This is a genomic window from Rhodopseudomonas palustris (genome assembly GCF_003031265.1).
GTDB lineage: Bacteria > Pseudomonadota > Alphaproteobacteria > Rhizobiales > Xanthobacteraceae > Rhodopseudomonas > Rhodopseudomonas palustris_H.
In genome coordinates this window covers 3,618,512-3,630,267 of record NZ_CP019966.1, presented here as the reverse complement: position 1 = coordinate 3,630,267, position 11,756 = coordinate 3,618,512, and the positions used below count along the sequence as shown (strand labels likewise).

10 protein-coding genes are annotated in these 11,756 nt (G+C 65.5%); 9 read left to right on the top strand and 1 reads right to left on the bottom strand.

The genetic code is table 11. From position 1 onward, the window contains the following. Window positions 1-45: 45 nt before the first annotated feature. From RPPS3_RS16925 to RPPS3_RS16890, 8 genes are all read left to right on the top strand, one after another. The gene (locus RPPS3_RS16925; protein ID WP_234819971.1) at window positions 46-1,251 is read left to right on the top strand and encodes an alpha/beta hydrolase family protein; all 1,206 of its coding nucleotides are present in this window, start codon (window positions 46-48) and stop codon (window positions 1,249-1,251) included. A gap of 453 nt (window positions 1,252-1,704) precedes the next feature. Continuing rightward, window positions 1,705-3,057, top strand: a complete 1,353-nt coding sequence (locus tag RPPS3_RS16920; RefSeq protein WP_107345106.1) for a substrate-binding protein — start codon at window positions 1,705-1,707, stop codon at window positions 3,055-3,057. A gap of 245 nt (window positions 3,058-3,302) precedes the next feature. Next, window positions 3,303-4,310 (top strand): branched-chain amino acid ABC transporter permease, encoded by a 1,008-nt coding sequence (locus RPPS3_RS16915; protein WP_107345105.1) that lies wholly within the window; start codon window positions 3,303-3,305, stop codon window positions 4,308-4,310. Between the two features lie 4 nt (window positions 4,311-4,314). Continuing rightward, complete coding sequence (locus tag RPPS3_RS16910; protein ID WP_107345104.1) at window positions 4,315-5,538, top strand: branched-chain amino acid ABC transporter permease; 1,224 nt, start codon at window positions 4,315-4,317, stop codon at window positions 5,536-5,538. After that, window positions 5,535-6,305 carry an ABC transporter ATP-binding protein gene (locus RPPS3_RS16905; RefSeq protein WP_107345103.1) on the top strand — a complete coding sequence of 257 codons (771 nt, stop codon included), beginning with the start codon at window positions 5,535-5,537 and terminating at the stop codon, window positions 6,303-6,305. The genes RPPS3_RS16910 and RPPS3_RS16905 overlap by 4 nt, the downstream gene beginning before the upstream one ends. Beyond that, window positions 6,302-7,054, top strand: a complete 753-nt coding sequence (locus RPPS3_RS16900) for an ABC transporter ATP-binding protein (RefSeq protein ID WP_107345102.1) — start codon at window positions 6,302-6,304, stop codon at window positions 7,052-7,054. Before RPPS3_RS16905 ends, RPPS3_RS16900 begins: the two co-directional genes overlap by 4 nt. Window positions 7,055-7,390: 336 nt before the next feature. Further along, window positions 7,391-7,657, top strand: a complete 267-nt coding sequence (locus RPPS3_RS16895) for a hypothetical protein (protein WP_107346651.1) — start codon at window positions 7,391-7,393, stop codon at window positions 7,655-7,657. A gap of 209 nt (window positions 7,658-7,866) precedes the next feature. Beyond that, a complete protein-coding gene (locus tag RPPS3_RS16890) occupies window positions 7,867-9,528 on the top strand; it encodes an NRAMP family divalent metal transporter (RefSeq protein ID WP_107345101.1) in 1,662 nt (553 codons plus the stop codon). Window positions 9,529-9,558: 30 nt separating this feature from the next. Here the strand turns inward: RPPS3_RS16890 and RPPS3_RS16885 are convergent, their stop codons facing one another. Beyond that, entirely contained in the window at window positions 9,559-10,221 is a 663-nt protein-coding gene (locus tag RPPS3_RS16885; protein WP_107345100.1) for a TetR/AcrR family transcriptional regulator, read from the bottom strand. A 241-nt stretch (window positions 10,222-10,462) separates the two neighbouring features. Between RPPS3_RS16885 and RPPS3_RS16880 the strand changes: the two genes are divergently transcribed. Next, window positions 10,463-11,695 carry an acyl-CoA dehydrogenase family protein gene (locus tag RPPS3_RS16880; protein WP_013501889.1) on the top strand — a complete coding sequence of 411 codons (1,233 nt, stop codon included), beginning with the start codon at window positions 10,463-10,465 and terminating at the stop codon, window positions 11,693-11,695. Window positions 11,696-11,756: the final 61 nt, after the last annotated feature.

Genomic DNA, 11,756 nt, shown 5'->3' with positions numbered 1-11,756 from the left:
GCACAGGCGGCGGTGCGGCGCTCCTTCCTGCGATCCGGGATTGACATGTCGGCGCGGGTCAGCGCCGCGCGGCTCGACGCCGAGGTCGCCAAGGCGTTCCCGCTGTTCAACGCTCCGGCGATCCTGCCTGCCTTCGATGCCGCCACCGCGAGCGCGCAGGTTGACGTCGATCTACACCGGATCGTGACCACGACCCGCGTTCCCGAGACCGGAGAGCGGCTGAAGGTCAGCGGGCTGTTGGCGGTGCCGGCCGGCAAGACCGGCGAACTGCCGCTGCTGTCGTGGCAGCACGGCACCATCCTGTCGTTCGATCAGGTGCCGTCGAACCTGACCAAGCTGGCCGATCCGGCGTACCAGCTCAGCGATGCGGCGGATTCGCTGGAGACGCTGTTCAACGTGCAGCGGTTCGCGGCGCGCGGCTATGCGGTGATCGCCGCCGACTATGTCGGCAAGGGGCCATTCCGCAACGGCCGAGGGGAGGGCTACGCAGTCAAAGGCGTCAGCGTCCAGACCTGTCTCGACATGCTGGCGGCGGGCGAGGTGGCGATGGCGTCGCTTGGCCTGAAGCCGTCGAAACTCTTCCTGCACGGCTGGTCGCAGGGCGCGCTCAACACCCAATGGCTTCATCAGGCGCTGCGCCGCCGGTCGCGACCCATTGCTGCCACGGCGGTCGCCAGCCCCTTCAACGATCTGAACGAAGCCTGGAGCTACTGGGCCGGCGCGCAAAGCTTCGCGCTGCCGGCCGGCACGACGTCCTATCCGGCGCTGCCGAACTGGATCTCGCTGTGCATGATCGTTGCGCTGGGCAGTTACGAGCTGAACTATCGCCTCAGCGGTCTGCTCGACAGCGCCATCCGCCCCGAATACCGGGCGATGGCCCGCAAGTACTTGGAAGACTACAAGGTCGTGGCCGATCCGCAGCAGCCGTTCCCGACCGGCTCCGATCTGTTGGTGCCGGGCTTCTTCGAGCGCGCCACCGACGATCGCAACAGCGCCTTCGTGCGTCACCTCGCAGCCAATCGGGCTTCGTATTGGCGCTACGATTCGCCGATCCGGTTTCACTATGGGCTTGCCGACGAAGCGCTGCATCCGGCGATGGTGTATCGGGCGCTGTCGGCCGGCGGTCACCAGGCTGTGGGAATCCCGACTGCCAACGCCAGCCATCGCGCGACCTTTCTCGCGGGGCTGTATGGCGATGCCGCCAGTCTCGGCGGTGCTGAGAATGTGCCGACCTGGTTCGGTAAATTCTAAACGATCCTCACACTCAGAACTGTGCGGTATCGGACATGATGTCGCGGGCGTGCATAGTCCAAGGCGCGCTTGAGCGACCAAACGTCACATAAATTGGCGGACGCGGATGCGGAGACGTCCGAGTTGTTATTTGGTGCAGCGCGATATGTGACAGTTGTGACAACGCTGCAGTGACTGATCTGCCGACGCTTTCTGATCGATATGCACAATAGTTACTGTGACCAGTTGTCACGACAAACTGACGATTAGTTCTGTCAACTGCGGGAGCAATTACCTTCGCGGCGAACTGATCGACGCTCCTTAGACAAAAGGAGCGGTTGACCCTATTGGACCCGCTCTCCAAGACTTCGGCTCCGCTGCCACCAAGAGCAGCCCGGGCATCGATCAGCGTGTGAGCGCGACGACCCGAGACTAACAAGAAGACTTCCCGAGGAACCCGAGGAGAGACGCCCCATGGCCGACAAAAAATTTATCATCGACCGCAGAACTGCGCTCAAGACCGGCTTGGCCGGTGCTGCCGCCCTTGCCACGCCGAGCTTTTTCATCCGCGATGCCTGGGCCGACGATTTCTGCAACATCCCGAAGGGCAAGGAAGTCGTTTTCGGCTTCAACGTTCCGCAGTCCGGCGCCTATGCCGACGAAGGCATGGATGAACTCAAGGCCTATCAGCTCGCGGTGAAGCACCTCAACGGTGAGGGCGACGGCGGCATGCTGAAGACCATGAAGCCGCTGGCGCTCAAGGGCAACGGCGTGCTCGGCAAGAAGGTCACCTTCGTTTCGGGTGATACTCAGACCAAGGCCGATCAGGCGCGCGCCACCGCCAAGCGCATGATCGAAAAGGACGGCGCGATCATGATCACCGGCGGCTCGTCGTCGGCCGAAGCGGTCGCGGTGCAGTCGCTGTGCCAGGACGTCGGCGTGATCTTCATGGCCGGCCTGACCCACTCCAACGACACCACCGGCAAGGACAAGCGCGCCTACGGCTTCCGCCACTTCTTCAACGCCTACATGTCCGGCGTCGCGCTCGGCCCGGTGCTGGCCGAAGCCTATGGCAAGGACCGCGTCGCCTATCACCTGACCGCCGACTACACCTGGGGCTGGACCCAGGAAGAGTCGATGAAGGACGCGACCGAGAAGCAGGGCTGGAAGACCGTCAAGGCGGTCCGCACCCCGCTCGGCGCCGCCGACTTCTCGCAGTACATTACGCCGGTGCTGAATTCCGGCGCCGACGTGCTCGTGCTGAACCACTACGGCAAGGACATGATCAACTCCTTGACCCAGGCGGTTCAGTTCGGCCTGCGCGACAAGATGGCGAACGGCAAGAAGTTCGAGATCGTCGTGCCGCTGTTCTCCGAGCTGATGGCGCAGGGCGCCGGCGATGCGATCAAGGGCATCTACGGCACCGCGAACTGGGACTGGAAGCTCGAAGACGCCGCCACCAGCGCCTTCACCAAGTCGTTCGGCGCCGCTTACGGCACCCCTCCGTCGCAGGCCGCGCAGACCTGCTACGTCCAGGCGATCCTGTATGCCGACGCCGTCGAGCGTGCCGGCACCTTCAACCCCTCGAAAGTGATCGCAGCGCTCGAAGGCTTCGAGTTCGACGGCCTCGGCAACGGCAAGACGCTGTATCGCGCCGCCGACCATCAGTGCTTCAAGGACGTGCTGGTGGTGCAGGGCAAGGAAAAGCCGAAGGACAAGTTCGACCTGCTCGAAGTCAAGAAGATCGTGCCGGCGTCGCAGGTCACCTACGACCCGAGCATCTTCGGCGGCGAACTTGGCTCCAAGGACGCCAAGGCGTGCGGCTGATCTGATCCGGCCGGGTTGCGAGCTGCGGCCCGGCGAGCAGAATCGTGACCGGTCGGCTGAGCCCCGCGGCGCAGCCGACCGCCACGTGTCTCTTGAGCCGCAATAAAGCGCGTACCGCCTCTGACCGATGGTCGGGCGACAGTGACTGCAAAGTTTGTATTGGCCCGCCGGCCGGGGTCGGTCGCCGGGGAATTTCGATGGACGCGCGCCTTGGTGCCGCGGACACAGGGGGAGATTGACCACGCATGGACGCGATCGTTCTGCAGATCCTGAACGGCCTCGACAAAGGAGGGGCCTATGCGCTGATCGCGCTCGGGCTGACCTTGGCCTTCGGCACGCTCGGCGTGGTGAATTTCGCCCACGGCGCGCTGTTCATGCTCGGCGCGTTCTGCGCCGTGGTGTTCAACAAGCTGCTGACGCTGGAAATCGTCAAGATTGATCCGACGCGGACGACGCCCTGGGGCTCGCCGCTGGAGGTCAAGACGCCCTACGTGCAGTCGATGCTCGGCGACTGGGGCAAGGTGCTGATCGATTACTCGGTGCCGGTGTCGATCTTGCTCGCGATCCCGGTGATGCTGCTGATCGGCATCCTGATCGAGCGCGGCCTGATCCGGTTCTTCTACAAGCGCCCGCACGCCGACCAGATCCTGGTCACGTTCGGCCTCGCCATCGTGCTGCAGGAGATCGTCAAGCACTTCTTCGGCGCCAATCCGATCGCTCAGTCGGCACCGGCGCTGTTCTCCGGTTCGCTGCAGATCACCGAGGCGATCGTCTATCCGTACTGGCGCATCGTCTATCTGTGCTTCTCGCTGGTGGTGATCGGCGCGGTGTTTGCCTTCCTCCAGCTCACCACCTTCGGCATGGTGGTGCGCGCCGGCATGCAGGACCGTGAAACCGTGGGCCTGCTCGGCATCAATATCGAGCGGCGCTTCACCATCGTGTTCGGCCTCGCGGCGATCGTCGCCGGCCTCGCCGGCGTGATGTACACGCCGATCGTGCCGCCCGATTATCACATGGGGATGGACTTCCTGGTGCTGTCGTTCGTCGTCGTCGTGGTCGGCGGCATGGGCTCGCTGCCGGGTGCGGTGCTGGCCGGCTTTCTGCTCGGCATCCTGCAGTCGTTCGCCTCGATGAACGAGATCAAGGGCCTGCTGCCCGGCATCGACCAGATCATCATCTATCTGGTCGCCGTGGTGGTGTTGTTGGTGCGTCCGCGCGGATTGCTGGGACGCAAGGGCGTGATGGAGAGCTGATCCGATGAAGCATACCTCCAAACTCGCCGACATCGCGCTGCTGATCGGCTTTGCCATCGTGGTGGCGCTGGGCCCGATCATCTTCACCCCGATCGGCGCCGGCTATCCGGACCTGCTGCAGAAGTTCGCGATCTACGGCATCTTCGCGATCGGCTTCAACATCCTGTTCGGTCTCACCGGCTACCTGTCGTTCGGCCACGCCGCGTTCCTCGGCGTCGGCTCCTACGCCGCGGTGTGGTCGTTCAAGCTGCTGTCGATGGATCTGCTGCCTGCGGTGGCGATGTCGGTGGTGCTGGCCGGGGTGCTGGCGCTGGCGATCGGCTTCGTCAGCTTGCGCCGCTCCGGCATCTACTTCTCGATCCTGACGCTGGCGTTCGCGCAGATGTGCTACAACATGGCATATTCGGTGCTGACGCCGATCACCAACGGCGAAACTGGCCTGCGCGTGCTGCGCCAGGATCCGCGTTATCTCGACGCCGCGATCGGCTACGTCTCGCCGACGCCGTCGCTGTTCGGCATGCAGATCACCGGCTGGACCGGGTTCTACATCTGCGGCGCGGTGCTGGTGGCGGCGTTCGGCTTGTCGATCGCGATCTTCCGCTCGCCGTTCGGCATGACGCTGCGCGCCATCAAGTCGAACCAGAACCGGATGGGCTACACCGGCTATTCGACCCGGCCGTATCTGCTGTCCGCCTTCGTGATCTCCGGCATGTTCGCCGGTCTCGCCGGCGCGCTGCTCGCCGCGACCGATCCGCTCGCGGGCGCTGAGCGCATGCAGTGGACCGCGTCGGGCGAGGTGGTGCTGATGACCATCCTGGGCGGCGCCGGAACGCTGCTCGGCCCGGTGCTCGGCACTGGCATCATCAAGTACTTCGAGAACATCTTCTCGGCCTACAACGAAGCTCAGCTCAAGGCGATGTTCACCTTCGTGCCCGACGGGCTGCGCGAGCCGGTGGTGAAGACGCTGAGCCTGTTCGTCGGCGAAGGCTGGCAGCTCACTCTCGGCCTGCTGTTTATGGCGGTGGTGATCTTCCTGCCGGGCGGCGTGATGGAAGGCATCAACCGACTGATCGGCCTGAAGCACACCCCGAAGGTCAAATCGCTCGGCGACTCGCCGCAGCGTGACGGTCTCGGCGAAATGGTGATCGAGGAGATGCCGTCGCACGACCGCACCGCCGAGATCGAGAAGAACGCCGCCGAGCAAAAAGCGAGAGCCACCGCGCCATGAACGTGAACAGCGACATCGTTCTGCACATCGATCACGTCCACAAGACGTTCGCGGGTCTGCACGCGCTGGCGGATGTGCATCTCGACATCCGTGAGGGCGAGACCCACGCCATCATCGGCCCCAACGGCGCCGGCAAATCGACGCTGCTCAACGTCTGCGTCGGCGTGCTGCCGCCGACGCAGGGCAAGGTGATGTTCCACGGCACTCAGCTCACCGGGCTGAAGCCGTATGAGATCAACCAGCTTGGCGTGGCACGGGTGTTTCAGACGCCGGAGATCTTCGGCGATCTGACCGTGCTGGAAAACGTGATGATGGCGATGCTGTCGCATCAGGACGGCGCGTTCCGGCTCAAGCTGGTGTCGCGGTTCGACGAGCAGGGCGAGATCGGCCAGCGCGCCGTGCAGGCGCTGCGCGAGCGCGGCCTCGGCGGCCATCTGTATCACCTCGCCGGTGCGCTCTCGCGCGGCGACAAGCGCCGGCTCGAGCTGGTGATGGGCTTGGTGCAGAAGCCGAAGCTGCTGCTGCTCGACGAGCCGACCGCCGGCATGGCGCGCGCCGACACCAACGCCACCATCGAGATCCTGCGGCAGATCAAGCAGTCCGGCATGACCATCGTGATCATCGAGCACGACATGCATGTGGTGTTTTCGCTCGCTGACCGCATCACCGTGCTGGCCGGCGGCCGCGTCATCGCGCAGGGCGTGCCCGACGAGATCAAGGGCAACCCGAAAGTGATCGAAGCCTATCTCGGCGAGGAGCAAGTATGACGACGATGACCGCCGAACGACCGCACGCCAACCATGCGGGCGAGACGCCGTATTTCTGCTGCCGCAACCTCAACGCCTATTACGGCGACAGCTATATCGTGCAGAACGTCTCGTTCTCGCTGAACAAGGGCGAGATCCTGGCGCTGCTCGGCCGCAACGGGGCCGGCAAGACCTCGACGCTGCGCTCGATCGCACGCGCCTCGACGCCCGAGCTGGTCTCGGGCGAAGTAATCCTCGACGGCGTCAAGCTGCACGGCAAGCCGAACTATGTCGCCGCCCAGGCCGGCATCCAACTGGTGCAGGAAGATCGCCGCATCATCCCGGGGATGACGGTGGAGCAGAATCTGCAGATCGCGGTGATCTCCGGCAGCGTCGGCTGGTCGTTCGAACGGATCTACGAGCTATTCCCGCGGCTGGCCGAGCGCCGCAAGCAGGAAGGCGTGACGATGTCGGGCGGTGAGCAGCAGATGCTGGCGATCGCCCGCGCGCTGGCCCGCGATCTCAAGCTGCTGCTGCTCGACGAGCCCTACGAAGGCTTGGCTCCGGTGGTCCGCCACGACATCGCCAAGGCGCTGAAGGAAGTACGTGCTGCGGGCATCACCACCATCATCGTCGAGCAGAATGCAGTGGCGGCGTTGGAACTGTCCGACCGCGCCGTGATCCTCGACACCGGCGAAGTGGTGTTCGACGGTACCGCCAAGCACGTCCTCGACAGCGAAGAACTGCGCCATCGCTATCTGGCGATCTGAGGCGTCCGCGCACGCGCGCGCAGCAAGGACGGGCGGTGCTGCGCACCGTCCGTGCCCGCCGAACACGGCGGCGTGACCGGCCACAAACAGTGTTGACTCGATCGCAGGTGCGGGCGTAGGGCTCCGGCCGGGTCGAGCCTTTGCGCGCGATCCTTCCTTCTCATCCAACGAAGAGCACATGGGCCCTAGCAGCTTTGGCCGCCTTCCCCCCGCGATAGGCCGGGCGAATGCGACCGCAACACATCGGACCGCCACCGTGTCGGGCCGCGTGAGCAAGGTGCGCTGCTAGCCGCCTGATCTCACCGTCCCGCCGCGTTGCGGCCGTGGAGGTGAGTGATGTCGATCAACTTCAAAACCGCGTGGTGGCCGGTCTGGACCGGCCGCGCCGCGCGCCCGGCCGAGAGCCGGCGCGCCCACGCCAACGACAACGTCCGCAGCATGCCGCGCCGGGCGCAGCGTCCCGCGCTCGCACTGCATTGGTATGTCGGCTCGGCCGGCACACTGGTGGCCGGATGGACTGTGGTGCCGTCCGGCGCCGCCGCGGGCGCCGAAGGCGGTGACACCGGCGACCGCGTGTACCAGCCGCCCTCGCGCGCGGCGTAAATCCGAGCGCCCGGCGGCTTGCCGGGCAGGAGCCTTCCCGATGGACCATCAACCCAGATCGCCCGCCGCCGCCTTCGTGCGTGCGGCGGGCCTGCCACTCCCGAAATCAGCACCAGACGTGGCCGCGCCGCACCGGCGCCGGGCCGGCGAGGGCGCTTAGCGCCGCTCTCCGAGTTCGGCCGCTGCGCGAGCCGGATCAGGAGAGTCAAATGACCAAGCACATCCCCTTACAGGCGACGGCAGCCTGCGCCGCCGTTCCGCCGAGCGCGGTGCTGGACAGCGCCCATCTCGGCGAGATCCGCGGCGCACTCGGCACTATCGCGGCCGATGACCGCGCGCCCCGGCGTACGCTCAAAGCCCGGCTGCAAACGCTGCTGGCAATCGCCGGTCCCGGCCTGATCGTGATGGTTGGCGACAATGACGCCGGCGCGTTCGGCACCTACACCCAGGCCGGCCAGAACTACGGCACCACGCTGTTGTGGACGTTGCTGCTGTTGATCCCGGTGCTGTACGTCAATCAGGAGATGGTGGTGCGGCTCGGCGCCGTTACCGGCGTCGGCCATGCGCGGCTGATCTTCGCACGGTTCGGTAAGTTCTGGGGCGCGTTCAGCGTCGCTGACCTGTTCCTGCTCAACGCGCTGACGCTGGTGACCGAGTTCATCGGCATCAGCCTGGCGCTGCAATATCTCGGCCTGTCGCAATTCTGGGGCGTGATCGCGGCTGCGGTGATCATCACCTTTGCGGTCTCGACCGGTGACTTCCGCCGGTTCGAGCGGTTCGCCTTGGTGCTGGTCGCCGGCAGTCTGCTGCTGATCCCGGTTGCCGTGATGGTGCATCCGCCGCTGCCGCAATTGGCGCACGATTTCTTCGTGCCGAAGATGCCGGCCGGCGCGCCGCTCGGCGAGGTGATGCTGCTGATCATCGCCATCGTCGGCACCACCATCGCGCCGTGGCAGCTGTTCTTTCAGCAGAGCTATTTGATCGACAAGCGTATCACCCCGCGCTTCATCCGCTACGAGCGCTGGGATCTCTGCGTCGGCATTGGCCTGGTGATCATCGGCGCGGTGGCGATGATCGGGTTCTCGGCGGCGGCGTTTGCAGGCCGGCCTGAGTTCGGCGCCTACACCGATGCGCTCGGCACCGCGCACGGGCTGGAGCAGGCGGCCGGGCGGCTGCCCGCGATCCTGTTCGCCCTGGCGCTGCTCGACGCCAGCATCATCGGCGCCGCGGCAGTCTCGCTGTCGACCGCTTATGCGATCGGCGACGTGTTCGCGGTGGCGCATTCGCTGCATCGCAAGCCGCGCGAGGCGAAGGGGTTCTATGCGGTCTATGCCGGACTGATCGCGTTTGCGGCGGCGCTGGTGGTCACGCCGGGAATGCCGCTCGGCCTGCTCACCAACGCGGTGCAGACGCTGGCCGGCGTGCTGCTGCCGAGCGCAACGGTGTTTCTGCTGCTGCTGTGCAACGACAAGGCCGTGCTCGGGCCGTGGGCCAACGGCCGCGCCGGCAACCTGTTCACCGGTGCGATCGTCGCGGTGCTGGTGCTGCTGTCGGTCATCCTCACCGTGTCGGTGCTGTTCCCCGAGCTCGGCGAGCGAACGATCCTCGGCATCCTGGGCGGCGGCGTGGCCGGCGCGCTGCTGCTGTCCGCACTCGTGGCGCTGATCGCGCGACGCCGACAGAATTTTCGCGCCGAGCCCGTGGCGGAGCCCGCTGTTGCGCCGGAAGAGTGGCGGATGCCGCCACTCGCAACGCTGCCGCCGGCCCGTCTCAGTGCCGTCAGCCGCACCTGGCTGCTGGTATTGCGCGGCTATCTGGTGCTGGCTGCCGGGCTGGTGCTGTACCGCATCTTCGAGCTGATCGCGCGATGAGTTGAGGTCGTCGGCGGCCGCCGCGCAGGCTCAGCGTCGCCGCGACACTGCGGCCTCGCTGGTGCCGACGGTGCCCATCTTCAGCGCCAGCGACGCTACCGCCACGACGCGGTCGATCACCCCGTCGACGTCGTCGAGATCGCAAGTGCCCTCCGACAGCCGCAGCAGGCGCTCGCTGTCCCGCACCGTCTGCTGCGCCATCGCCAGGGCGAAGTGCAGGCCCCAATAAATCTCGGCGTCCGGCTTGCCGGGCAGGGAGCGCCGCATTGCCGCTGCGAATTTGCGCAAGTGGTCGATCTCGCGGTTCTTGATCTTGCGGATCGGCGGAATGGTTTCGATCGCGGCGCGGATCATGAAGCGTGCGGCATCCGAGCGCTCGCTGTCCTGGCCAAGGCAGCCGCGCAATGTCGGGCCGATCAGCGCCCGCAACACCGCCTCGATCGGCGCGCGACCGCCGCCGGCGGTTTCCGCGGCCTTGAGCTCGTTGAACCGCTCGCGATTGGTGGCGATCGAGCGGGTCACGAACAGTTCGGCGATCAGCTCGTCCTTCGAGCCGAAGTGATAGTTCACCGCGGCGAGGTTGACGCCGGCTGCGGCGACGATGTCGCGCAAGGTGACGTCGCCGAAGCCGCGCTCGGCATACAGCCGTTCGGCGGCGGTCAGGATCGCACTGCGTGTGGTGTCGGTGGACATGCCGCTCCGCGGGAAATCATCGTTCTTGCAATTCAAACAGTTGTATGAAACTATCGTTTCACAGCCGGAAGTCAATGCGCCGTAGGCGCTGAAGCGCCGGCAGCTTCGTTTTCGCGGTTCGTGGTCTCCCGGCCCTCGGGGGATGCGGGGCGGAATCCGACTTGCGGGCGCGATGCGGCAGGACGACAGTGCCGCCACCCCGTCGGTCACAACAGTCTGGGAAAACAGTGAGGATCGCCTGATGGATTTCACGATGTCCGATCGCCAAAGCGAATGGCTGGACCGCGTCACCAAGTTCATGAACGACCACGTCCGCCCCGCGGTGCCGATCTACAAGCAGCAGGACGCCGAGGGCGAGCGCTGGAAGGTGATCCCGGTTCTCGAGGAACTGAAGGCCAAGGCGAAGGCCGAAGGTCTGTGGAATCTGTTCCTGCCGCCGTCGTCGCACGACGATGACGAATTCCACGGCGCGGGTCTGTCGAACCTCGAATACGCGCTGCTGTCCGAGCAGATGGGCCACATCTCCTGGGCCTCCGAAGTGTTCAACTGCTCGGCGCCCGACACCGGCAACATGGAAGTGCTGTTCCGCTACGGCACCAAGGAGCAGAAGCAGAAGTGGCTGCGGCCACTGATGGCCGGCGAAATCCGTTCGGCGTTCCTGATGACCGAGCCGGCGGTGGCGTCGTCGGATGCGACCAACATCGAGACCCGGATCGAGAAGGACGGCGATCACTACGTCATCAACGGCCGCAAGTGGTGGTCGTCGGGCGTCGGCGATCCGCGCTGCAAGATCGCGATCGTGATGGGCAAGACCGATCCGAACGCTGCGCGCCATCAGCAGCAGTCGCAGATCCTGGTGCCGCTCGACACCCCCGGCATCACCATCGAGAAGATGCTGCCGGTGTTCGGATTCGACGATGCGCCGCACGGTCACGGCATGGTCAAGCTGGAGAACGTCCGCGTTCCGGCGTCGAACCTCCTGCTCGGCGAAGGCCGCGGCTTCGAGATCGCGCAGGGCCGTCTCGGTCCGGGCCGCATCCATCACTGCATGCGCACCATCGGCAAGGCCGAAGAGGCGCTTGAGAAGATGGTCAAGCGGCTGCAGTCGCGCGTCGCGTTCGGCAAGCGGATCATCGAGTTCTCGGTGTGGGAGCAGCGGATCGCCGAAGCCCGCATCGACATCGAGATGAACCGCCTGCTGTGCCTCAAGGCCGCCGACATGATGGACAAGGTCGGCAACAAGACCGCTCAGCTCGAGATCGCGATGATCAAGGTGGCGGCGCCGCGCATGGCGCAGCGCATCATCGACGAAGCGATCCAGGCCTTCGGCGGCGCCGGCGTGTCCGACGATGCGGGTCTCGCCAAGGATTACGCCAACATCCGCACGCTGCGGCTCGCGGATGGTCCGGACGAGGTGCACAACCGTGCCATCGCCCGGCTGGAGATGAAGAAGTACGCCAACGCGGCGCACTGACCGCGTAGGCCGCATAAAAACGTCATCGCCGGACTTGATCCGGCGATCCATCTCTTGAAAA